This is a genomic window from Haemophilus haemolyticus, assembly GCF_001008205.1.
GTDB classification, from domain to species: Bacteria; Pseudomonadota; Gammaproteobacteria; order Enterobacterales; family Pasteurellaceae; genus Haemophilus; species Haemophilus haemolyticus_Q.
On record NZ_LCTK01000006.1, the window covers coordinates 131,189 to 154,354 of the forward strand.

The 23,166-nt window shown below is 38.3% G+C and carries 24 protein-coding genes; 5 read left to right on the forward strand and 19 right to left on the reverse strand.

The window, feature by feature from the left end:
• Positions 1–13: 13 nt before the first annotated feature.
• Entirely contained in the window at positions 14–580 is a 567-nt protein-coding gene (gene efp / locus AAX18_RS01960) for an elongation factor P (protein WP_005627049.1), read from the forward strand.
• Positions 581–731: 151 nt separating this feature from the next.
• On the opposite strand, the gene AAX18_RS09040 is transcribed toward efp, so the two are convergent.
• On the reverse strand, positions 732–854 hold the full coding sequence (locus AAX18_RS09040; protein WP_268988368.1) for a hypothetical protein: 123 nt from the start codon (positions 852–854) through the stop codon (positions 732–734).
• A gap of 384 nt (positions 855–1,238) precedes the next feature.
• On the opposite strand from AAX18_RS09040, the gene trhP reads away from it, so the two are divergent.
• Positions 1,239–2,618, forward strand: a complete 1,380-nt coding sequence (gene trhP / locus AAX18_RS01965; protein WP_046952780.1) for a prephenate-dependent tRNA uridine(34) hydroxylase TrhP — start codon at positions 1,239–1,241, stop codon at positions 2,616–2,618.
• 142 nt (positions 2,619–2,760) lie between these two features.
• Here the strand turns inward: trhP and ruvX are convergent, their stop codons facing one another.
• From ruvX to fadR, 4 genes are all read right to left on the reverse strand, one after another.
• Positions 2,761–3,186 (reverse strand): Holliday junction resolvase RuvX, encoded by a 426-nt coding sequence (gene ruvX, locus AAX18_RS01970; RefSeq protein WP_005646895.1) that lies wholly within the window; start codon positions 3,184–3,186, stop codon positions 2,761–2,763.
• A complete protein-coding gene (locus AAX18_RS01975) occupies positions 3,186–3,746 on the reverse strand; it encodes a YqgE/AlgH family protein (protein ID WP_005627726.1) in 561 nt (186 codons plus the stop codon). Before AAX18_RS01975 ends, ruvX begins: the two co-directional genes overlap by 1 nt.
• On the reverse strand, positions 3,743–4,480 hold the full coding sequence (gene rsmE / locus AAX18_RS01980) for a 16S rRNA (uracil(1498)-N(3))-methyltransferase (RefSeq protein ID WP_005627723.1): 738 nt from the start codon (positions 4,478–4,480) through the stop codon (positions 3,743–3,745). Before rsmE ends, AAX18_RS01975 begins: the two co-directional genes overlap by 4 nt.
• Before the next feature lie 61 nt (positions 4,481–4,541).
• A complete protein-coding gene (gene fadR / locus AAX18_RS01985) occupies positions 4,542–5,267 on the reverse strand; it encodes a fatty acid metabolism transcriptional regulator FadR (RefSeq protein ID WP_005627721.1) in 726 nt (241 codons plus the stop codon).
• Between the two features lie 126 nt (positions 5,268–5,393).
• Between fadR and nhaB the strand changes: the two genes are divergently transcribed.
• Positions 5,394–6,938, forward strand: a complete 1,545-nt coding sequence (gene nhaB, locus AAX18_RS01990) for a Na(+)/H(+) antiporter NhaB (RefSeq protein WP_032825605.1) — start codon at positions 5,394–5,396, stop codon at positions 6,936–6,938.
• 9 nt (positions 6,939–6,947) lie between these two features.
• Positions 6,948–7,481, forward strand: coding sequence for a disulfide bond formation protein DsbB (dsbB, locus tag AAX18_RS01995; RefSeq protein WP_046952781.1), 534 nt, complete (start codon positions 6,948–6,950; stop codon positions 7,479–7,481).
• Positions 7,482–7,535: 54 nt separating this feature from the next.
• Here dsbB and AAX18_RS02000 read toward each other — a convergent pair whose 3' ends face one another.
• From AAX18_RS02000 to proC, 14 genes are all read right to left on the reverse strand, one after another.
• A complete protein-coding gene (locus AAX18_RS02000) occupies positions 7,536–8,012 on the reverse strand; it encodes a surface-adhesin protein E (protein WP_046952782.1) in 477 nt (158 codons plus the stop codon).
• A gap of 31 nt (positions 8,013–8,043) precedes the next feature.
• Positions 8,044–8,784: a pyruvate formate lyase 1-activating protein gene (gene pflA / locus AAX18_RS02005; protein ID WP_046952783.1), complete on the reverse strand. Its 741-nt coding sequence runs from the start codon at positions 8,782–8,784 to the stop codon at positions 8,044–8,046.
• Between the two features lie 115 nt (positions 8,785–8,899).
• Positions 8,900–9,190, reverse strand: a complete 291-nt coding sequence (locus AAX18_RS02010; RefSeq protein WP_046952784.1) for a putative quinol monooxygenase — start codon at positions 9,188–9,190, stop codon at positions 8,900–8,902.
• Between the two features lie 82 nt (positions 9,191–9,272).
• Positions 9,273–11,585, reverse strand: a complete 2,313-nt coding sequence (gene pflB, locus AAX18_RS02015) for a formate C-acetyltransferase (RefSeq protein WP_046952785.1) — start codon at positions 11,583–11,585, stop codon at positions 9,273–9,275.
• A 41-nt stretch (positions 11,586–11,626) separates the two neighbouring features.
• Positions 11,627–12,481 (reverse strand): formate transporter FocA, encoded by an 855-nt coding sequence (gene focA / locus AAX18_RS02020; RefSeq protein WP_046952786.1) that lies wholly within the window; start codon positions 12,479–12,481, stop codon positions 11,627–11,629.
• A 285-nt stretch (positions 12,482–12,766) separates the two neighbouring features.
• Complete coding sequence (locus AAX18_RS02025) at positions 12,767–13,948, reverse strand: glutathionylspermidine synthase family protein (protein ID WP_005627708.1); 1,182 nt, start codon at positions 13,946–13,948, stop codon at positions 12,767–12,769.
• On the reverse strand, positions 13,949–14,530 hold the full coding sequence (locus AAX18_RS02030; protein ID WP_005627707.1) for a DUF1190 domain-containing protein: 582 nt from the start codon (positions 14,528–14,530) through the stop codon (positions 13,949–13,951).
• A gap of 12 nt (positions 14,531–14,542) precedes the next feature.
• Complete coding sequence (locus AAX18_RS02035; protein ID WP_046952787.1) at positions 14,543–14,962, reverse strand: DUF2251 domain-containing protein; 420 nt, start codon at positions 14,960–14,962, stop codon at positions 14,543–14,545.
• Between the two features lie 33 nt (positions 14,963–14,995).
• Positions 14,996–15,706, reverse strand: a complete 711-nt coding sequence (locus AAX18_RS02040; RefSeq protein ID WP_032825602.1) for a hypothetical protein — start codon at positions 15,704–15,706, stop codon at positions 14,996–14,998.
• A 139-nt stretch (positions 15,707–15,845) separates the two neighbouring features.
• The gene (gene eno, locus AAX18_RS02045; RefSeq protein ID WP_005627703.1) at positions 15,846–17,156 is read right to left on the reverse strand and encodes a phosphopyruvate hydratase; all 1,311 of its coding nucleotides are present in this window, start codon (positions 17,154–17,156) and stop codon (positions 15,846–15,848) included.
• A 190-nt stretch (positions 17,157–17,346) separates the two neighbouring features.
• On the reverse strand, positions 17,347–18,984 hold the full coding sequence (pyrG, locus tag AAX18_RS02050; protein WP_005636432.1) for a glutamine hydrolyzing CTP synthase: 1,638 nt from the start codon (positions 18,982–18,984) through the stop codon (positions 17,347–17,349).
• Between the two features lie 186 nt (positions 18,985–19,170).
• Entirely contained in the window at positions 19,171–20,064 is an 894-nt protein-coding gene (xerD, locus tag AAX18_RS02055; protein ID WP_046952788.1) for a site-specific tyrosine recombinase XerD, read from the reverse strand.
• 30 nt (positions 20,065–20,094) lie between these two features.
• Positions 20,095–21,261, reverse strand: a complete 1,167-nt coding sequence (locus AAX18_RS02060) for a 3-phenylpropionate MFS transporter (protein WP_046952789.1) — start codon at positions 21,259–21,261, stop codon at positions 20,095–20,097.
• Positions 21,261–22,076: a pyrroline-5-carboxylate reductase gene (proC, locus tag AAX18_RS02065; RefSeq protein WP_046952790.1), complete on the reverse strand. Its 816-nt coding sequence runs from the start codon at positions 22,074–22,076 to the stop codon at positions 21,261–21,263. The genes AAX18_RS02060 and proC overlap by 1 nt, the downstream gene beginning before the upstream one ends.
• Positions 22,077–22,141: 65 nt before the next feature.
• Here proC and rdgC point away from each other — a divergent pair, with 65 nt between their 5' ends.
• Positions 22,142–23,050 carry a recombination-associated protein RdgC gene (gene rdgC / locus AAX18_RS02070; RefSeq protein ID WP_046952791.1) on the forward strand — a complete coding sequence of 303 codons (909 nt, stop codon included), beginning with the start codon at positions 22,142–22,144 and terminating at the stop codon, positions 23,048–23,050.
• Positions 23,051–23,166 lie beyond the last annotated feature (116 nt).

Sequence of the window (23,166 nt, forward strand, 5' to 3'; positions counted from 1 at the left end):
GGATATTAAAAATATGGCTACATATACTACCAGTGATTTCAAACCAGGTCTAAAATTTATGCAAGACGGTGAACCTTGCGTAATCGTTGAAAATGAATTCGTAAAACCAGGTAAAGGTCAAGCCTTCACCCGTACTCGTATTCGTAAATTAATTTCAGGCAAAGTATTAGACGTAAACTTCAAATCTGGTACTTCGGTCGAAGCTGCTGATGTTATGGATCTTAACTTAACTTATTCATACAAAGACGATGCATTCTGGTATTTCATGCACCCAGAAACATTTGAACAATACTCTGCTGATGCAAAAGCTGTAGGTGATTCAGAAAAATGGTTATTAGACCAAGCAGATTGTATCGTGACTTTATGGAATGGTGCGCCAATTACTGTTACTCCACCAAACTTTGTTGAATTAGAAATCGTCGATACAGACCCAGGTCTTAAAGGCGATACAGCAGGTACTGGCGGTAAACCAGCAACATTAAGCACTGGCGCAGTAGTAAAAGTGCCTCTTTTCGTTCAAATCGGTGAAGTAATCAAAGTAGATACTCGTTCTGGCGAATACGTATCTCGCGTAAAATAATTGTTTAGATGACAAAAGTGCGGTTAATTTCTGCGATATATTATGTCGCAGTAATAAAAAGCACTACAATTCATGCGATAAAAATGCCTTTCCGTTCATAAATAGGAAAGGCATTTTTTACATTCAAACTATATCTAAGTAGGTTTATTCATTACCAAATCATTCCATCATCACTTTCATAAAGACTATTTAATTCTGTCATCATATCATTTAAATGAATATTTTTAGATAAACTTGGATGCGCTTGTACCATCAATTTAAGTTCTAATGCCACTAGAATTTAAAATAAGATATCTATTTGTGAGATGTACCTTCATAACGAAACTCACGGATGGTGTCGCTGTAATCACAGCCATAACTCAAGCAAATGATATAAAAGTAGCAACTCAAGCCCTAAAGGAAGAAAGTGATGCACTCAACTTATAACTAAAATAAAAGACAAGCTATTGTCATAGGGCAAAATTTAGAGCCCATAATTTTATTTAATATAGGGTAATTTTAAGCGGTTAAATCTTTATATCAGAACCAGATAAACTGAATTTCTAGTTAGGATTTGACCGCACTTTCCTTTACAAGCCAAATATTTTCTCTACAATACCCCACCTAACGATTTGCCTAGCGCAAATCCCTGACCTGAAATCAGACAAAAGAGAATATTATGACAACCCAAGTCAAACCGGAATTACTCTCCCCTGCGGGCTCCCTTAAAAATATGCGCTATGCCTTTGCGTATGGTGCTGATGCCGTTTATGCAGGCCAACCACGTTACAGCTTACGTGTACGTAACAATGAATTTAATCACGCCAATTTAAAAATCGGGATTGATGAAGCCCATGCGCTTGGCAAAAAATTCTATGTAGTGGTGAACATTGCACCGCATAACTCCAAACTCAAAACCTTTATCAAAGATTTACAACCTGTGATCGACATGGGCCCAGATGCCTTAATTATGTCTGACCCAGGCTTAATCATGTTGGTGCGTGAAAACTTCCCTGATATTGATATTCACCTTTCTGTACAAGCAAATGCGGTAAACTGGGCAACGGTGAAATTCTGGAAACAAATGGGATTAACCCGTGTGATTTTATCGCGCGAATTATCTATTGAAGAGATCGCTGAAATTCGCCAACATGTGCCCGATATCGAACTCGAAATCTTCGTACACGGTGCGTTATGCATGGCGTATTCTGGCCGTTGCTTACTTTCTGGCTATATCAACAAACGCGACCCAAACCAAGGTACTTGCACGAATGCTTGTCGTTGGGAATACAAAATGGAAGAAGGCACGACGGATGAACTAGGCAACATCGTGCCTAAAATCGATCCTGCTCAACAAATTGAAGTGAAAAATGTGGCGCCAACCTTGGGCGAAGGTGCGGTAACAGATAAAGTTTTCCTTTATACAGAATCACAAAAGCCTGATGAGCAAATGACGGCGTTTGAAGATGAGCACGGCACTTATTTTATGAACTCAAAAGATCTGCGTGCAGTACAACACGTGGAAAAATTGACCGCACTTGGTGTGCATTCTTTAAAAATCGAAGGCCGTACTAAATCATTCTATTATTGCGCAAGAACCGCACAAGTTTACCGCAAAGCCATTGATGATGCGGCAGCAGGAAAACCATTCGATGAAAGCTTAATGGATACGTTGGAATCCCTTGCTCATCGTGGTTATACCGAAGGTTTCTTACGTCGTCATACGCACGATGAATACCAAAATTACGAATACGGTTATTCTATTTCCGATCGTCAACAATTTGTCGGTGAATTTACCGGTAAACGTAATGAACAAGGTATGGCTGAAGTGGCAGTAAAAAATAAATTCTTGCTTGGTGATGAAGTGGAAATGATGACCCCACAAGGCAACATCGTCTTTAAGATTGAAAAAATGCTCAATCGAAAAAATGAAACGGTTGATGCCGCACTAGGTGATGGGCATTTTGTGTTCTTAGATGTACCACAAGATATCAACTTAGACTACGCCTTATTAATGCGTAATTTAGTCAATAGCAATACAAGAAATCCACATAATTAAATGACAAAAAATTATTTGTTAAGAAAATGTTGCATTTTTGTATTTTATTATTATAATACGCCACATACCTGATTTGTTAATTCAACAACTCATAGTATGACTCCAAATATTTTTGCCCTTTCAGCTTTTGAAAGGGCTTTTTTTACTCGGAGTATTCTGCAACCTCAAACCAACTTTCTAGAATCAAACAAGCAGAGATCCCATCTACTTTGCCTTTTTTTAAGGCACGAAAACCGCCTCTGTCAAAAATTTCACTGCGTGCCTCAGTTGTTGTTAAACGTTCATCTTGTAGCTGAACATTAACACCAAAACGACCTTGTAAACGATTTGCAAATTTACGAGCACGCAAAGTGAGATCTTGCTCTGTTCCATCCATATTTAAAGGCAAACCAACTACAACAACATCTGGTTTCCATTCTTTCAAGCATTTTTCGATCGCATCCCAGTTTGGAATACCATCTTGCGCCTTAAAAGCAGGTAAGGCTTGAGCGGTGCCAGTAATACTTTGCCCTACAGCACAGCCAATACTTTTGGTACCAAAATCAAAAGCAAGTGCAGTAATCCCCATTAGCTATGCCCCACTTGTGCAAACACAAAATTATGTGGGTGAATACCAAGCAATTGATTCGCCGCAACATAGCGCTCATCATAAGGCATATCAAATAAAATCTGATCGTTCGCAGTAGCGACTAACCAAGCATTATCAGTGATTTCTTTTTCTAATTGCCCTGCCTCCCAGCTAGAGCACCCTAGAGCGATAAGATATTTTTCTGGTGCAAGTTCAGAACCTAGCGTCTCTATTACATCAGCAGAGGTTGTCATTGAAAGATCATCCGTGATTTTATAAGTATGCTGGAATTCATTCGGTGTATTCTTATGTAGAATAAAACCTCTTTCGCTATGCATAGGGCCACCTGCTACCACCATTTCATTGCTAAAAGTGCGGTCATTTTTCATCATAAAATTGAGTTTTGAATAAAGTTCCGCAATGCTTAAATCCGTTGGCTGATTAATCACTAACCCCATCGAGCCTTGCTCATTATGCTCGCACATAAACACCACAGTACGATTAAAATAATCATCTAAATGTGGCATCGCGATCAAAAATTTCCCTTGTAACTCCATCATTCACCTAAATCTCCAAAACAAATCTGTAGTGCACTAATCGCCGCAAGCGATGCAGTTTCAGTACGCAAAACACGCTTTCCTAATAAAATTTCAGTAAATCCTTGCTGTTCAGTTTGTGCAATTTCTTGTACAGATAATCCACCTTCTGAGCCAATTAATAAGCGAACACCTTCAACGGGAATATTCGGTAACGTTTTAATCGAATATTGCGCTCGTGGATGTAAATTCAATTTTAGCGCTCCGTCATTTTCTGCACACCAATCTTGTAATTTCATCAGTGGACGAATCTCCGGCACAATATTACGGCCACACTGTTCACAAGCAGCAATCGCAATTTTTTGCCATTGTTGAATTTTTTTATCCATGCGTTCACCATCAAGTTTTACGCCACAGCGTTCTGACCATAATGGCGTAATCACGTTCACTCCCAATTCCACCGATTTTTGAATGGTAAATTCCATTCGCTCTCCGCGAGAAATCACTTGCCCCAAATGAATTTTTAAATTGGATTCTTTATCCGCAAGCTCACGCCCCAAAATCGCTACCTTTACAGTTTTTTTATTCGACTCAATAATTTTGGCTGGATAAATATGATTAGAACCATCAAAGAGTTCAATTTGCTCGCCCTCTATCATTCTTAACACGCGCCCTACATGGTTTGCCGCGTCTTCTGAAAGTTGACATTGAGTTTGATTTTCAAGGGATTCTGGATGATAAATTCTTGGTATGCGCATAATGTTTATCTATATGAATGAAAAAGTGCGGTTAAAATTCACCGCACTTTTGATGTTGAAATTAATCCGAAAGGTTCTGCGGCAATCGCTCTAGAATAGCTTTCCAATAAGTTGAAGAACGTAAATTATGTTTACGAATACAATCCACCACCGCATCAGCATTTCCCGCAAGGCAAATTTGTTGCATTTCTAAATAGAACGTTTTTGTAAGTTCTCGGTGTTTTTCTTCTTTAAAAAATAAAAAACCAATTCGTTGATAGACCCCTTTCAAACTATTAAAAATTAAACGATAAAAGGGTTTGTTAGCCACTACGGTAAATTGACGAAATAATTTGTAATCAAATTCTGTGTAATCTTGCGCCGTATTTTGTAATTGATCTAATTCGGCAAAAAGTGCGGCAGATTGTTGAGGAGAATTTTTTACTGCCTCATAAATATAAGATTCAGACATTTTACTGCGTAAAGACAACATATTGTCAATAATCAAAGGTGCTGACTGCATATCTAAACCGATTAGCGTTTCAATAATATTCGGCCCTGCTGTGTCCCAAATATTATTTACTTTTGTGGGTTTACCGTGCTGAATCGTCAACCAACCATCACGCGCCAAACGTTGTAAAACTTCACGTAAAGTTGTACGAGTTACACCAATCTTATCAGCCAAATCACGCTCTGAGGGTAAATTGCTGCCCGCTGGGAAAACATCTTGCCAAATGCTTTTCACTATATATTCTTCAGCTAAAGCGGCGGGGCTTTGGGCTTTCAAAATGTCATTATCATGTTGCATAAATTAAAAAATCAGATAAAAATCAAAAAAAAATGCAATTTTATAAAAAAATTACTTACTTTTTATTATCCTTTAAAGGGGGATATATTACAATGTTAGCGCAATAAAAAAATAATGGAGTGCTCTATGACAAACACACAAGCCTTTATGAAAAACTTTCTTGGCGCGAGCCCAAATTGGTACAAACTCGCCATTGTCGTTTTTCTCATTGTTAATCCAATTATTTTCTTTTTTATCAGCCCCTTTCTTGCGGGTTGGTTGCTCGTTGCTGAATTCATTTTTACGTTAGCAATGGCATTAAAATGCTATCCGTTGCAACCCGGTGGCTTATTAGCGATTGAAGCTATTATTATAGGGATGACTAACGTAGAACACGTAAAAACGGAAATTATGGCAAACTTTGAAGTGGTATTGCTATTAATGTTCATGGTGGCAGGGATTTTCTTCATGAAACAACTGCTTCTTTACGTATTCACGAAATTACTTGTCAAAATTCGTTCAAAAATCGCGCTTTCTTTAGCTTTCTGTTTTAGCGCAGCCTTCCTATCAGCCTTCCTTGATGCATTAACGGTTGTTGCCGTAATTATCAGCGTAGCAATGGGATTCTATGGTGTTTATCACAAAGTCGCATCAGGTAATAATTTAATTGATGCTGTTGATATTGCCGATGATGGAAAAATTGCAACACAACATCACGAAACCTTAGAAAAATTCCGTTCATTCTTACGTAGTTTGATGATGCATGCGGGCGTCGGAACCGCACTTGGTGGCGTAATGACAATGGTGGGTGAACCACAAAACTTAATCATTGCCGAACAAGCCAAATGGAACTTTATCGAATTTTTCTTCCGCATGGCGCCAGTTACTGTTCCAGTATTTATCTGCGGATTGCTCACTTGCTTCTTAGTCGAAAAATTCAAATTATTTGGTTATGGTGAAAAATTACCTGAAGACGTATGGAAAATCTTGTCAGATTTAGACCGCACTAATTCAGAGAAAATGTCCAAACAAGACAAAATTAAATTAGGCGTCCAAGCGTTAATCGCTATTTGGTTAATTCTTGGGTTGGCGTTCCATCTTGCGGCGGTGGGCTTAATTGGTTTAAGTATCATCATTTTTGCTACAGCATTCACAGGTGTGACTGACGAGCACACTATCGGTAAAGCATTCCAAGAATCCTTGCCTTTCACTGCATTGCTCGTAGTATTCTTCTCAGTGGTTGCCGTAATTATTGATCAAAAACTTTTTGCGCCAATCATTCACTTCGTACTTTCTTCAGAAGAAAATACACAGCTTGCCTTATTCTATGTATTTAACGGCTTGCTTTCTTCTATCTCTGATAACGTATTCGTCGCAACGGTTTACATCAATGAAGCCAAAGCAGCATTAACGAATGGCGTAATTGCTCCGCACCAATTTGAATTGCTCTCTGTTGCAATCAATACAGGGACAAACTTACCATCAGTAGCGACACCAAATGGACAAGCCGCATTCTTGTTCTTATTGACTTCATCGCTAGCGCCATTAATTCGTCTTTCTTACGGAAGAATGGTTTATATGGCTTTACCTTACACGATTGTACTTTCACTCATTGGTTTACTAGCTATTGAATTTATCTTACCAGCCGCCACTATTTGGCTAGCAAGTTTAGGCTTAATTTTGCCAATCTAAGGAGAAGAAATGCTCGCACTTTTAAAACGATTTTCTGAAAAACGTTCTGCATGGTTCCTGCTGGCATTCTCAAGTTTAGCACTAGAATCCACCGCACTTTACTTCCAATATGGAATGGGATTACACCCTTGCGTACTTTGCGTGTATGAACGTTTAGCAATAATTGGGTTATTTATTGCGGGCATTATAGGTTTACTTCAACCTCGCGCTTTAATCATTCGATTAATCGCTTTGGCATTAGGCTTATTCAGTGGGATTAAGGGATTATTGGTTTCATTCCATCATCTTGATTTACAAATGAATCCAGCCCCTTGGAAACAATGTGAATTTATTCCAAACTTTCCTGAGACTTTACCGTTTCACCAATGGTTTCCATTTATGTTTAACCCGACCGGCTCTTGTAATGAAAGTCAATGGTCATTATTCGGTGTGACGATGGTGCAATGGTTGGTATTTATTTTTGCAGTATATGTGATAATTCTTGCTTTATTATTAATAGTGCAAGTAGTCAAAACACGAAAACAAAGAAGAATATTTAATTAAAAAAATACGGTGAAATTTCACCGTATTTTTTATTTCGCTAGATTTTGTTATTTTTTATTCTGAAGATTGTGCTCTGCCATAATTCGCACAAATAATCTGAGCAGCATTATAAAGCGTTGTATCAGGTGTTAGACTTAACGTATGTTTCTTTTGCTTTTTAGGCGCGGCACGTAAACCCTGTCCCCAAAACTCATCATAGAAATCAGTTCTCACTTGAGTTAAATGATAATTTGCACAATTCAAAATCTTGTACTGACGAACAGAACGTGCATAACGTTTAGGCTCCGGATAAACATACAATCCCTTATCTAAATTCACCACTGCATCAAAATGCACAATTTGTGGTTCTTGATTATCCACCCAGATCGATTCACTATCGATGTAATAATTTACATTCTTCACCAAACGTACATATCCGCTGCGCACATCAGTCGGTGGTGTCAGCTTCACATTATTTTGTTCAGCCTTTTGAGTTTGAGCAGAACAGGCGGTAAGTAACCCAAGTGATAATGTTAAAATAATTTTTTTCATTATTTACTCCTTATGTTAGCTGACATTCACTCTAGAATTTTACAGTGTGCCCATAACCTTCTAGGATTGTTTTAATATGCTTTAACGATTCTTTGGTTGGCGGTAATACATCTTCAAGCTCATAATCTAACCCAAGGGTTTTCCATTTATGCGCACCTAATCGATGATAAGGAAGAAGTTCAACTTTTTCAATATTGGTCATACCTTCAATAAACTGACCTAATAAATGCACATCGTGATCGCTATCGGTATAACCAGGAACAACAACATAACGAATCCATGTACGTTGATTACGTTTTTGCAAATATTTTGCAAATTCAAGAGTACGTTTATTTGGTACTCCAATAAGATTTTGATGAACTTGATCATTAAGCTCTTTTAAATCAAGTAAAACAAGATCTGTTACATCTAATAATTCATCAATAATATGATCATAATGACGTACAAAACCATTTGTATCCAAGCAAGTATTAATTCCTTCCTCTTTACAAGCACGGAACCAATCGCGCACAAACTCTGCCTGTAACACAGCCTCACCGCCAGATGCCGTAACACCACCGCCAGTAGCATTCATAAAATGGCGATAAGTCACGACTTCTTTCATTAAATCTTCGACACTGATTTCTTTACCACCTTCAAGATCCCAAGTATCACGATTGTGGCAATATTTGCAGCGCATCAAGCAGCCTTGCATAAATAAAATAAAACGAATACCTGGCCCATCTACAGTGCCACAGGATTCAAAAGAGTGAATTCGTCCAAGGACTGACATACATAAATTTCCTAAAATTAGATATAGCTAAATTTTACCAAAGATTTAGTCTATAAAAAATGAGCCTGATTTAAATCAGGCTCATAATTAAAATATATTTATCAAAGTGCGGTCATTATTCGCTGACTTTTTGAAAGGTTTGCACCACTGGCGCTTGTTCACAATACTTGACCAATACAGGTACAATTGAGGTAAAGTGTGGCGTTACAAAATGTTGTTCTAAATCTGCTTTGCTTTTCCATTGCTCAATAAAAACATAATGATTAGCCTGCTCACTATTTTGTTGTAATTCATAAGATACGCATCCTGTTTCTTGACGAGTATGCTTAATTAATTCTTGGCATTGAGTTAGGAAATCATTAATTTTGTCCGCTTTTACTGAAAATTGGGCAATAACTGTTAGCATAATTTGCTCTCCTATATATAAAAATAAACCACTCACAAAACTAGTCTGTGAATGGTTTATATTAAAACATAATTTTATTTACTTAGAAAGACTCAGTAAATGTACGGGTTACGACGTCTTGTTGTTGCTCTTTAGTTAAAGAATTGAAACGTACTGCGTAACCAGATACACGGATAGTCAATTGTGGATATTTATCCGGATTTTCCATTGCATCTAACAACATTTCACGGTTTAACACGTTCACATTTAAGTGTTGGCCACCTTCAACAGTTGCTTCGTGATGGAAATAACCATCCATTAAGCCTGCAAGATTACGGCGTTGTGCTTCTGCATCTTTACCTAACGCATTTGGTACGATTGAGAAAGTATAAGAAATACCATCTTTCGCGTAAGCAAATGGTAGTTTAGCTACAGAAGTTAATGATGCTACCGCACCTTTTTGGTCACGGCCGTGCATTGGGTTCGCACCTGGTCCGAATGGCGCACCAGCACGACGACCATCTGGGGTGTTACCAGTTTTCTTACCATAAACCACGTTAGAAGTAATGGTTAATACAGATTGTGTAGGCACTGCATTGCGGTAAGTTTTAAGTTTTTGAATTTTCTTCATGAAACGTTCAACTAAGTCACAAGCGATGTCATCAACACGGTTATCGTTGTTACCATATTGTGGATATTCACCTTCGATTTCGAAGTCGATCGCTACGTTGCTTGCTACAACATTGCCATCTTTATCTTTGATGTCGCCACGAACTGGTTTAACTTTCGCATATTTAATTGCTGAAAGTGAGTCTGCTGCAACAGAAAGACCTGCGATACCACAAGCCATAGTACGATATACATCACGATCATGTAATGCCATTAATGCTGCTTCGTATGAATATTTATCGTGCATATAGTGGATTACGTTTAAGGCAGTCACATATTGTTTTGCTAACCAATCCATAAAGCTGTCCATACGAGTCATTACTGTATCGAAATCTAATACTTCATCAGTAATTGGTGCAGTTTTCGGACCTACTTGCATACCTAATTTTTCATCGATACCACCATTGATTGCGTATAACAATGTTTTCGCTAAGTTTGCACGCGCACCGAAGAATTGCATTTGTTTACCCACAACCATTGGTGATACACAACATGCGATTGCGTAGTCATCATTGTTGAAGTCTGGACGCATTAAATCATCGTTTTCGTATTGAACTGATGAGGTATCAATCGATACTTTCGCACAGAAACGTTTGAAGTTTTCAGGTAATTGTTCAGACCAAAGGATAGTTAAGTTTGGTTCTGGAGAAGTCCCCATGTTGTAAAGAGTGTGTAAAATACGGAATGTATTTTTGGTTACTAATGTACGACCGTCTAACCCCATACCTGCGATGGTTTCAGTTGCCCACATTGGGTCGCCAGAGAATAATTGATCGTATTCAGGTGTACGTAAGAAACGAACCATACGGAGTTTCATGACTAAGTGGTCAACTAATTCTTGCGCTTCAGTTTCAGTAATTTTACCTGCTTGTAAATCACGTTCGATATAGATATCGATAAAGGTTGCAGTACGACCGAATGACATTGCCGCACCATTTTGTGATTTGATAGCAGCAAGATAAGCAAAGTACATCCATTGAATAGCTTCTTGAGCATTAGTTGCTGGGTTAGAAATATCATAACCATAGCTTGCAGCCATTTGTTTTAATTGGCCTAATGCACGGTGTTGTTCTGCGATTTCTTCACGTAAACGAATTGTTGCTTCAAGATTTACGCCATCTTCTAAATCTTTTTGTAAAGAAGAGAATTGTGCGTATTTATCTTTCATTAAGAAATCTACACCATAAAGCGCTACACGACGGTAGTCACCGATGATACGGCCACGACCATAAGCATCAGGAAGACCGGTTAATACACCTGATTTACGGCAACGTAAAATGTCTGGCGTATAAACATCGAATACACCTTGGTTGTGGGTTTTACGATATTCAGTGAAGATTTTTTTCACTTCAGGATCTAATTCTCGACCGTAAATTTTGCATGATCCTTCCACCATTTTGATACCACCAAATGGCATAATGGCACGTTTTAAAGGCTCATCAGTTTGAAGACCAACGATTTTTTCTAAGTCTTTGTTAATGTAACCTGGTGCGTGAGAAGTAATTGTTGAAGGCGTATGCTCGTCAAAATCTAATGGCGCATGTGTGCGGTTTTCAACTTTGATTCCTTCCATTACGGTCTCCCAAAGTTTTGTTGTCGCTTCAGTTGGACCCGCTAAGAAAGAATCATCACCTTCATATGGGGTGTAGTTTTTTTGGATAAAGTCACGTACATTGACATTTTCTTGCCAATCACCACCAGTAAAACTAGCCCACGCTAATTTTTGCGCTTCATTAAGTTCTGACATAGTCATTTCCTTTGTTAATTAATAAATAAGTAAATAAATCTTTAATGCGTTTTGGTTAAATAACGTTGGAATACACCCATGCAAATTGCCCCGCCGACAATATTTCCCAACGTTACGGGAATTAAATTCTTCACAATGAAATGATACAAATCTAAATCTGCGTATTTCATCGGATCAACGCCGATTTGTTGCCAAAATTCAGGTGTACTAAAATGTGCGGTAATAATTCCCATCGGAATCATAAACATATTAGCCACACAGTGTTCAAACCCTGATGCAACAAACAAACCAATCGGCATAATCATAATAAATGCTTTGTCTGTAACAGTCTTACCAGAATAAGACATCCAAATCGCCACACACACCATAATGTTACATAAAATACCTAGGTTAAAAGCTTCAAACCACGTGTGGTGAATTTTATGTTGGGCAGTGGCAAGAATTGTTAAACCCCATTGGCCATTTGCTGCCATTGTTTGTCCACCAAACCAAATAACAGCCGCAATAAATAAACCGCCCACAAAGTTACCTAAATATACGACAATCCAATTTCGGATCATTTGCGCTGTGGTTATCTTACCACCAACACGGGCAACTAATGTTAAAGTAGAAGAGGTGAATAATTCAGATCCTAATATCACCACCATAATCACACCTAATGAGAATACTAACCCACCCACTAATTTGGTCAGCCCCCAAGGTGCTCCGGCACTAGCAGCTTGTGTTGTCGTGTAAAATACAAAAGCTAAAGCAATACAAGCTCCAGCACTAATGCCAGACATAAACGATAAAAATGGACGTTTATTTGCTTTATAAGTAGCTGTACTTTCTGCATAATCCGTTGCTTCAACAGGTGTGAGCGCAACAGAAGACAGTTTTTGAATTTCTGATGCCATAATCAAACTCCAAATATTAAAAAATTTGATGAAAATTTAATACTTCTAATATGTTTACAACTTCAAATACTTCTACCACCGAGGACATTTTACTCTTTTAATTTTTCATTTCAAAGAAATGCTACGATTTATTCTAACAAAATTTGATATTTTGCAAGATTTTTTCAGATAAAATAACCATAACTCTTTAGTGATAGTTTTTAGGTAAAAAAATAACCGCACTTTTATCAAAAAAGACAAAAGTGCGGTTAATTTTCTGGTTATTTTAGCAATACTCAGGACACATTAAGGTACAAAATAATGAGGTATAAAATGACTATCATTACCCGTCACAGCCGTAAAATCTTCGCGTAATCCCATACCGCAAGCCACATCACCCACAACCCAAGAGCCGATAATGGGATACATTCCATCAAAACTCGGTAATTCAAATTTTTGTTGATAAACATAACCTGAATTACCATAAAACGTAGAGTGTTCGCTTCCTTTCGCTGCAAATTCTACGCCATTGTTTTTCTCATAATAGAAGACATTGGCACCTTCTCGACCTAACAATGGTTTTTTCACCCACATTGATAAATCTTTTGGTAATTCGAAGGGCGTAAAATAAGCAGGCAATAAATTCGGATGATTAGGATAACGCGCCCAAAGTTTTGCCAATAGTGCTTTATTACTTAACAACATTTTCCACGCAGGCTCAATAAATCGTGTTTCAGCGGTTGTAATATGGCGAGCAAACTCAGCGTGGCTTAGCCATTCCAGTGGATACAATTTAAATAACATTTCAATAGGCTGTTCATTTAAATCTACAAATTTTTCTGTTTCGCTGTTATAGCCAATATCTTCCACTGCTAATTGATGAATATTCCAACCTGCGTTATAAGCCACATCAGCTAAATAATCTACATTGCCCCAATCTTCACGGCCAGCATCCTGCATGGCACTCAAATGGAAATCTGTTTTGCCGCTTTGTTGTTTCAAAAATTGGAAATGTTTTATTAATTCTTCATGAATCCAGTTAAATTGATCACGATGTTTCAGTCCCTCAATTTGCTCCAACCACTGCCATTGAACAACCGCAGCCTCCAACAAAGATGTTGGCGTATCAGCGTTATATTCAAACATTTTTAGATTATCGCCATCATAGCCAAAATCAAAGCGTCCATATAAATAAGGATCTTGATTACGCCAAGAGGTTTCAATAAGCTGTTTTTGCAACTCCGTAAAATGATAATTTTCATAATCGCCTTTTTTAATTTCATCCGCCGCAAAATCTAAACACATTGAATGTAATTCGTTAGTTGTATCCTCAATGCGATCAATTTCCGCTAAGGTAAATTCATAGGCGACATTATCAGACCAATAATGAGATCCATCACTAGAAGGCAAGTTATAATAATCAAATCCAACATTAAGTAGCTGTTGCACCATATCTGGTCGAGTCGGAAACCCAGTTACACGTTTCATTTAGCCTCCACTGCTACGATTAGTATTATTTGGGCTACTAAAACCACCACGAGATACAGGTTTGCTATTCATGCTTCCTGCATTTCCTTTCACGAGCATTGGTTTTCCAACAGAACGATTTGTTTGCGGTTGCACAACTTGCCCTGTTGGCGTAGTGACAGCTCGATTTCCAGGATGATAACTTGGGCCAAGGAAACTACTGATTGCACGAGCCGCCATATACCCCATAACGCCACCAGCAATCGCGGCCGCTAAAGAAGGATCGGTACTTTCAGCTTTTGCAGTCGATTCGGCATTGTTCTCGCTTTGATTAGCTTGTGCATTATTTTCAGCTGGATTTTTTACCGCACTTTCTGCATTACCGTTATCACGAATATTTAAACCAAGCCCCTGCTGTGGTGTGGTTTCAGTTCTCTGAGTGCTCTCGGTATTTTTATCTGCCTCACAAAGCTCAATTTTTTTCCAATCCGCTAAACAATCGTCTAAAGACTGATACACATCACGTTGTACTTGTTCTTCTGAACAGCCCCCTAATAAGGCCACAATAGATAAACTAACTAAAATCTGATTTTTCTTTTTCATTGTTCTCAATTTTTATCGAATGGTTTTCACGCCTAGCCATTGCTCGGCCTGTTTATTGGTAATTTCTTCACGAGTCCACATACTCATTAAATCTGGTTGTGGATATTTATTGCTGTTATAGCCGACTAAACGAGCAAAATCAAATACGGCATGAGGATAGCCATTAATAAGCAAAAATGCTAAATAACCACTCTCATCCCAACAAATTTCAAGTTTGCGAGCCTCATGATGATTAGAGGTTGAATCAACATTATACACGTGCAACATATCCACTATCGGTTGAGCATTTTGACGCATATCAAGTGCATAAAAATAGCCCGTTTCACCGTCATCTTCAAACATCACTGCCAGGTGATCATGCACAGTCGAGAGTGTACCTACTTGCTTTGGTTGACCGAGAAAGAGTTGATCTTCGAGGGTTAAGTGTAACATGGTATTTCCTCTTGAATTGAAGTTTTTGATAGACTAATCATCTATTGCTATAATATTAATATCTCTATCTAATTCTATCCATATGACCTCAGCTGGTAGATTTGGTAAATTGTATTCTTCAGGATTCAAATCACTTTTTCTAAGAGGTATTATTGATAAGTTTGATTTTATATTGAAACTTATATCTGTGATCCTATAAAGATAATCCAAAATACGGGCTTCTTTATAAAGATTAAACTCTTCTTCATATTGTATTTCTAAATATTTGAATAGATGTTGTCTAATTTTATTTTTGTTTTCATAAATTTTTTTAACCCATTTATTACATTTAAATGTAAATAGGTTTGTTTCTTTATGAAATATTTTATTTATTCTATTTAATAATTTATGTTCAAATTCAATTTGATAAATCAACATCGAATCGATTTGGTATTCTTGGCAATTATACCATTCACCTAACAGCACAGCAGAATTGATATCATTAGGTAATGCATCAAACATAGATGTATTATCATCTATAGAAACTATTTGTAAATTTTTGCCATTAAATACAACATTCTCTAGAATTTTATCAGATAAAAATAATGCTTCTTTTCTAGTTTTTGCTAGTGCTAATTCATAAATATTATCTTCATATTCTTGTTGTATAAGATAAGCAGTAGCCCATTCGGTTAATACGGAAAAATAATTGATGTCTCTTTCAACACAATAATATCTTCTGTATAGCTCTAGTTTTGCATTCATAATTTTTACGGAGTTTAATTAGTTAATCAGATAATATCTAGATAAAAATAATAGGCAAGCTATTGCTTTGCAATTTTATAAAAAAACACCGCACTTTTGTGCAAAGTGCGGTGAGATTTTACAGTAAATTCAGCGTGAATTACGCTTGACCTTTAACCGCTTTTAAACCTAAGAACGGAGCTGGTGTACCAGCGCGTTCTAATGCTTCTTCGATACGGATTAATTGGTTGTATTTCGCAATACGATCAGAACGGCTCATAGAACCAGTTTTGATTTGACCTGCTGCTGTACCAACCGCTAAATCAGCGATAGTCGCATCTTCAGTTTCACCTGAACGGTGAGAGATAACCGCGGTGTAACCTGCATCTTTAGCCATTTTGATTGCTGCTAAAGTTTCAGTTAAAGAACCGATTTGGTTGAATTTGATTAAGATAGAGTTTGCGATACCTTTTTCGATACCTTCTTTTAAGATTTTGGTGTTAGTGACGAATAAGTCGTCGCCCACTAATTGAACGCGGTCGCCTAACACTTTAGTTTGGTATGCAAAACCATCCCAGTCAGATTCATCTTGACCATCTTCGATAGACACGATTGGGTATTGTTTGGTTAATTCTTCAAGATAATGTGTGAACTCTTGAGAAGTGAATGAACGGCCTTCGCCTTTCATTTCGTATTTGCCAGTTTCTTTGTTGTAGAACTCAGAAGAAGCACAGTCCATTGCTAAAGTAACGTCTTTACCTAATACATAACCAGCTTTTTCTACTGCTTCTTTGATACATGCTAAAGCATCTGCATTAGATGCTAAATTAGGTGCGAAACCACCTTCATCACCTACAGCAGTGCTCATGCCTTTAGATTTTAATACTTTCGCAAGGTTGTGGAATACTTCAGCACCGATACGAAGTGCTTCACGTAACGTTTTCGCACCAACTGGTTGAATCATGAATTCTTGGATATCAACGTTGTTATCTGCGTGCTCACCACCGTTGATGATGTTCATCATTGGTAATGGCATAGAGTAAACGCCTGGGGTGCCGTTAAGTTCTGCAATGTAAGCGTAAAGTGGTAAACCTTTAGATGCAGCTGCTGCTTTTGCATTTGCTAAAGATACCGCTAAGATTGCGTTTGCACCGAAGTTAGATTTGTTTTCAGTACCGTCTAAATCGATCATGATTTGGTCGATTTCAGCTTGGTTAGACGCTTCTTTACCTACTAATGCATCAGCGATAGGACCGTTTACCGCTGCAACCGCTTTTAATACACCTTTACCTAAGAAACGAGATTTGTCGCCGTCACGTAATTCTAATGCTTCACGAGAACCAGTAGATGCACCTGATGGAGCAGCTGCTAAACCAACGAAACCACCTTCAAGATGAACTTCAGCTTCTACAGTTGGGTTACCGCGTGAGTCAATGATTTCGCGACCAATCACTTTAACGATTTTTGCCATTTTTATTTTCCTCAATTAAGTTAATTAAAACGGGTTAGGCGAGCCTAAAACAGGCGATATGATAAAGCTATTTTGAGATTTTGTCTTGTAAAAAATGCGTATGCTTTGATCTTTATCTATTTTTACAAAATAAAAGAGCGGTGAAAAAATTTGTTGTTTCTCACCGCTCTTTTTACTCTAATTTAATCCATTACTTCACAGATTGTTTGTGATTTTCATAGGCTGCTTTTACAAAGCCTGCAAACAACGGATGACCATCACGAGGCGTAGAAGTAAATTCTGGATGGAATTGGCAAGCGACAAACCAAGGATGATTTGGCACTTCGATAATTTCTACCAATTTTTTATCCGCAGATAAGCCAGTTACTTTCAATCCTGCTTTTTCAATTTGAGGAAGTAAGGTATTGTTCACTTCATAGCGATGACGATGACGCTCTTCAATGGTTTCTTTGCCATAAAGCTCGCGAGCGCGACTGCCTGACACCAAATGACATTGTTGTGCGCCTAAACGCATTGTTCCGCCAAGATCAGATTCATCGGTACGCACTTCTGTATTACCATCGGCATCTTGCCATTCCGTGATTAATGCAACCACGGGTTGTTCACAATCTTTATCAAATTCAGATGAATTTGCTTTAGTTAAACCCGCTACATTACGTGCATATTCAATCAATGCGATCTGCATGCCTAAACAAATGCCCAAGTAAGGAATTTTGTTTTCACGTGCATATTGTGCAGTACGAATCTTACCTTCCACACCACGATAACCGAATCCACCAGGAACAAGAATGCCATCAATGCCTTTTAACACTTCAACACCTTTGGTTTCAACATCTTGGGAATCAATGTATTTAATGTTCACACTTAAACGATTCGTTAAACCTGCATGTTTCAACGCTTCATTTACAGATTTATAGGCATCTGGTAACTCAGTGTATTTACCCACCATTCCAATGGTCACTTCACCCACTGGATTGGCTTGTTTGTAAAGCACTTGCTCCCATTCAGACAGATCCGCTTCAGGGCAAGTTAAACGGAAACGTTCACAGACAAAATCATCTAAACCTTGAGATTTTAATAATGCTGGGATTTGATAAATCGAATTTACATCTTTTAATGAAATGACTGCGCGTTCTGGAACATTACAGAATAAAGCAATTTTCGCACGTTCATTTGGCGGGATCATACGATCTGAACGGCAAATCAACACATCAGGTTGAATACCAATAGAAAGCAATTCTTTTACCGAATGTTGAGTTGGTTTAGTTTTTACTTCACCCGCCGTTGGAATATAAGGCACTAAAGTTAAGTGCATAAATAAGGTGTGTTCACGACCAACTTGAACGGCTAATTGACGCAATGCTTCTAAGAATGGGAGTGATTCAATATCACCAACGGTACCGCCCACTTCAACAATCACAACATCGTGACCTTGAGCACCAGCAATAACGCGATCTTTAATTTCATTGGTAATATGTGGAATAACTTGAATTGTTGCACCGAGATAATCGCCACGACGCTCTTTACGTAATACTTCAGAATAAATTTTACCTGTGGTGAAGTTATTACGTTTAGTCATTTTCGTGCGAATAAAACGCTCATAGTGGCCTAAGTCTAAATCTGTTTCAGCGCCATCTTGTGTAACGAAAACTTCCCCATGTTGGGTTGGGCTCATCGTACCTGGATCCACATTAATATATGGATCTAATTTCATAATAGTTACGTTTAAACCACGAGCTTCTAAAATTGCCGCCAATGATGCTGCCGCAATGCCTTTACCTAACGATGAAACCACACCGCCAGTGACGAAAATATAATTTGTAGCCATAGGGAACCTAATCTGTATTGGGATATAAATGATTATAGCTAATCATCTTACAGACAAAATCAACCAAAAGTGCGGTCAAAAATCGAAGATAACTAGCTATCAAAGACGGGACGGTAGTTTACCTGATTTGGTCAATGAACTCAATTAGAAAACCACAATTAGCATGTAAAGCCTTGTTATACTTATCTATCCTCTAGGATGAAATCTTTCATGCAATCGTTTCAATCTCTCTTTTGCCACATGAGTATAAATCTGTGTTGTGGATAAATCTGTATGCCCTAGCAACATTTGCACCACGCGTAAATCCGCACCGTGATTCACTAAATGGGTGGCAAAAGCATGGCGAAGAACGTGAGGGGAAAGTGCATCAACATCAATATCCGCGAGAATGGCATAATGTTTTACACGATGCCAGAAAGTTTGACGAGTCATTTGCTGTGCACGCTGACTTGGAAACACAACATCAGAACTCTGCCCATTTAAGAGAACAGGACGACCATAAAGCATAAATTGACGAACCCAATAGGCAGCTTCTTCCCCCATTGGCACAATACGTTCCTTGTTCCCTTTACCAATCACTCGCACCACGCCTTGTTGCACACTCATGTTTTCAATCGTCAGCGAAACTAACTCCGTTACACGAAGCCCCGTTGCATAAAGCAACTCCAACATTGCTTTATCACGCAATTCCAAAGGCACCTCCACATCTGGCGTATTGAGCAGATCAGACACTTGTTGCTCAGTTAAATATTTTGGCAGGCGACTAGGTAATTTAGGCGAACTTAGCACCGCACTTGGATCATCTACTCGATATTTTTCCCGATATAAATATTGGAAAAGTTTACGCATTGCACTTAACATTCGCGCGGTGCTCGTAGCTTTGTAACCTTTCTCCAAGCGTTCACCTAGAAAACCTTGCAAATCAACAGCATCTAAGGTTTCCAAAGACAAGTCATTTTTATCCAACCAATCACAAAGTGCGGTTAAATCTAAACGATAAGATTGAACGGTATTTTCTGAAAGCCCTTTTTCAATCCAATATTCATTAAGAAACAAATCAATGAGCGCAAGATTTTTCATATTACTTTTCTACAAGGAAAGCGATGCGTCCTATTTATGCTGAACAATTAAAAAGGCATTTAACTTGCGTGGAATCACAAAAAATGCAGCCGCCGCGATGATACTCATAAATACAAATGTCATCGCTGGCGAAGTCGGATAAATCATACCAGCAACCGCGGTGAAAATGGCAATGAGTACCCCATTCGATAAACCATTATACAAACCTTGCAACTTCGCAATATGGCTTTGCGGCTGAGTGGTGATATAGCGAACAATCGCATAATGGCACACGGCATAAGTCAAACTATGCATAAGTTGCAATAAAAATATCAACCAAAAATCTTCAATATATCCCATTACAGCCCAGCGTCCGATGCACGCAAGCGTAGAAATATAAAGCAGCACACTGATAGAAATATTTTGAAATAAGCGACGAGAAAAGAAAAATAATACAATTTCTGCTAATACGCCAATGCCCCAAAGTAAGCTAGTTTGAGAAACGGAGATCCCAATACTTGTCCAATAAATTGTGCTATAAACATAATAAGCCGCATGAGAGCCTTGAATCAGCCCCACTGCAATCATGACTCGCAATGTAATAGGATTTTTCAGTAACGCAATAAAACCAATATTATTTTGATCGCCACTTTCAGGTATTTCATCTTTTGGGGAAATGGTCGGTTTTAAAAGCTGAATGATGGTATAGAAAGATAAAAGTGCGGTTAAAATCCAGACAATATTTTGCTCGCCAACCCAGCCAATCATGCCACCAAATACCACTACACCAAGAATAAAAGCAGCAGAGCCAATCAAACGTACTTTACCATAATCCAAGCCGATTTGGCGTTGCCAAGTGGATGCCAACGAATCCCCAATCGGCATTCCTGCTGAATTCACAGAGGCATATAAACCAATAGCAATAAACAACAACCAAAAATTATGTGCAACTAAACTCATAGCCGCCATAATAATGGCAGATGCTAACGCCAATAGACGTAAGGAACTAATAATATGATTGGCTTTTTTAATCAGCGATGAAAAAAATAATCCGCCCGCAAATCGGAAAATATAAGCACTCCCGATCACCAGACCAATCATTTCTTCACCATATTGTTGTGATTTCAACCATGCTGGGAAGAACGGCAAAAACACGCCATAAGCGCAGTAGTAACCTAGAAAGCTCAGTGCGAGCCAATAAAAAGGACGAACTTGCATCAGAATAACGTTTCCATTTCTTGTGAACGAGACAAACAAGCCTGCATAGCTTGCTCTATTGTTTGATTAAAATGTTGTACATCAAATACTGCTAACGCTGCCGCAGTGGTGCCACCTTTCGAGGTAACATTTTCACGCAAAGTTGAAAGTGCAATTTGCGGATTTTCTGTCACCATTTTTGCTGCACCAAGCATGGATTGCTGCACTAATTCACGCGCAGTTTTCTCATCAATATTCATTTTGATTAAGGCTTGCTGCATCGCTTCCAGCATCAAAAAGAAATAGGCTGGGCTACTTCCTGAAGCGGCGGTTACTGCGTGCATTTGAGTTTCATCCTCCACCCAAACCGTTCTTCCCACTATTCCCAATAAATCTTGTGCAAAAGTGCGGTAATTTTCACTCGTATTTTTCGGTGCAAATAACCCCGCCATGCCTTCCCCCACCAATGCGGGCGTATTTGGCATGACACGCACTATCGCTTTTATACTTGGAATTAATGCGTTCAAACGTTCAGTTGAAATACCCGCGGCAATGGAAATTAACAATTTATCGGAAAAATCCACCGCACTTAGTGGCGAACAAACATCAGCCATCATTTGAGGTTTTACCGCAAGCAACACAACCTCAGCTTTGGTTGCACTTTCCACATTATTTTCTGAAGTTGCCACGCCAAGATTGGCAAAAAATGCTCTTTTTTCCTCATTCGGATCATTCACAATAATTTGCTCGGCAGGATAACCTTGTTTCAATAATCCAAGAATAATAGCTTGCGCCATATTGCCGCCGCCAATAAAGGCAATCAATTTGTGTTGCATCGTTTTTCCTACTTTTATGGGCTATAATGCCTCACATTCTACCCTATATTGAAGGAAGTGTTACGATGTGGTTTAAAAATTTAATGACTTATAGGCTGACTAAACCGCTAGATTGGGATCTTGCACAGCTACAAACTCAACTGGAAGATTGTCAATTTCATCCTTGCGGTGCTCAAGATCAAAGTAAATTTGGATGGTCTGCTCCATTACGAGGCGCTGATTTACTCTATTTTTCTGTTGGAAAACAAATTCTATTAATTGCCAAAAAAGAAGAAAAAATCTTGCCGGCAAATGTGGTCAAACGTGAACTTGATGAACGCATTGAAAGCCTTGAACAAAAAGAAAACCGCAAACTTAAAAAAGTAGAAAAACAAACATTAAAAGATGATGTTGTTATGAATTTATTACCTCGTGCGTTTAGTAAAAATCAGCATACGGCGCTATGGATTGATACAGAAAATAATCTTGTTCATGTTGATGCAGCATCGAGTAAACGCGCTGAAGATGCACTCGCATTACTGCGTAAATCCTTAGGTTCGCTCCCTGTCGTGCCTTTAGCCTTTGCTAATGAACCTAGCACGATTTTAACCAATTGGATCATTCAAGATAGCTTACCCCATTGGTTACTTGTATTGGAAGAAGCCGAGCTTCGCGGCAGTCAGGAAGACAGCGTTATTCGTTGCAAAAAACAACCTTTAGAAAATGAAGAAATTCTCGCACTTCTGCAAGATGGCAAAAAAGTAGTAAGTAAATTAGCCTTAGAATGGGAGGATACCTTAACTTTCGTTTTTAACGAGGATTGCACCCTCAAACGTTTAAAATTTGCAGACAGTGTTCGAGAAAAAAATGATGATATTCTGAAAGAAGATTTTGCACAGCGTTTCGATGCAGATTTTGTACTGATGACAGGTATTTTAGCCAAACTCACCGAAAATTTATTAGATGAATTTGGTGGCGAAAAAACTAGACTATAAAATCATATTACAAATTTACCGCACTTTTAATTGAACAATATTTGCCTAGACAGAGGTTAAATCAAGCATAGACAAAAGCCTTTCCAAAATCTTAGGAAAGGCTTTCTTATCATTAA

Coding starts and splice junctions, on each gene's coding strand:
- pflB (WP_046952785.1), bottom strand. CDS start 11,585: ATGTCAGAACTTAATGAAGCGCAAAAATTAGCGTGGGCTAGTTTTACT.
- AAX18_RS02000 (WP_046952782.1), bottom strand. CDS start 8,012: ATGAAAAAAATTATTTTAACATTATCACTTGGGTTACTTACCGCCTGT.
- proC (WP_046952790.1), bottom strand. CDS start 22,076: ATGCAACACAAATTGATTGCCTTTATTGGCGGCGGCAATATGGCGCAA.
- rsmE (WP_005627723.1), bottom strand. CDS start 4,480: ATGCGCATACCAAGAATTTATCATCCAGAATCCCTTGAAAATCAAACT.
- ruvX (WP_005646895.1), bottom strand. CDS start 3,186: ATGGGGATTACTGCACTTGCTTTTGATTTTGGTACCAAAAGTATTGGC.
- AAX18_RS02030 (WP_005627707.1), bottom strand. CDS start 14,530: ATGAAAAAGAAAAATCAGATTTTAGTTAGTTTATCTATTGTGGCCTTA.
- trhP (WP_046952780.1), top strand. CDS start 1,239: ATGACAACCCAAGTCAAACCGGAATTACTCTCCCCTGCGGGCTCCCTT.
- AAX18_RS02025 (WP_005627708.1), bottom strand. CDS start 13,948: ATGAAACGTGTAACTGGGTTTCCGACTCGACCAGATATGGTGCAACAG.
- dsbB (WP_046952781.1), top strand. CDS start 6,948: ATGCTCGCACTTTTAAAACGATTTTCTGAAAAACGTTCTGCATGGTTC.
- xerD (WP_046952788.1), bottom strand. CDS start 20,064: ATGAAAAATCTTGCGCTCATTGATTTGTTTCTTAATGAATATTGGATT.
- AAX18_RS02060 (WP_046952789.1), bottom strand. CDS start 21,261: ATGCAAGTTCGTCCTTTTTATTGGCTCGCACTGAGCTTTCTAGGTTAC.
- AAX18_RS02040 (WP_032825602.1), bottom strand. CDS start 15,706: ATGAATGCAAAACTAGAGCTATACAGAAGATATTATTGTGTTGAAAGA.
- rdgC (WP_046952791.1), top strand. CDS start 22,142: ATGTGGTTTAAAAATTTAATGACTTATAGGCTGACTAAACCGCTAGAT.
- eno (WP_005627703.1), bottom strand. CDS start 17,156: ATGGCAAAAATCGTTAAAGTGATTGGTCGCGAAATCATTGACTCACGC.
- nhaB (WP_032825605.1), top strand. CDS start 5,394: ATGACAAACACACAAGCCTTTATGAAAAACTTTCTTGGCGCGAGCCCA.
- efp (WP_005627049.1), top strand. CDS start 14: ATGGCTACATATACTACCAGTGATTTCAAACCAGGTCTAAAATTTATG.
- AAX18_RS01975 (WP_005627726.1), bottom strand. CDS start 3,746: ATGATGGAGTTACAAGGGAAATTTTTGATCGCGATGCCACATTTAGAT.
- AAX18_RS02010 (WP_046952784.1), bottom strand. CDS start 9,190: ATGCTAACAGTTATTGCCCAATTTTCAGTAAAAGCGGACAAAATTAAT.
- focA (WP_046952786.1), bottom strand. CDS start 12,481: ATGGCATCAGAAATTCAAAAACTGTCTTCTGTTGCGCTCACACCTGTT.
- AAX18_RS02035 (WP_046952787.1), bottom strand. CDS start 14,962: ATGTTACACTTAACCCTCGAAGATCAACTCTTTCTCGGTCAACCAAAG.
- pyrG (WP_005636432.1), bottom strand. CDS start 18,984: ATGGCTACAAATTATATTTTCGTCACTGGCGGTGTGGTTTCATCGTTA.
- pflA (WP_046952783.1), bottom strand. CDS start 8,784: ATGTCAGTCCTTGGACGAATTCACTCTTTTGAATCCTGTGGCACTGTA.
- fadR (WP_005627721.1), bottom strand. CDS start 5,267: ATGCAACATGATAATGACATTTTGAAAGCCCAAAGCCCCGCCGCTTTA.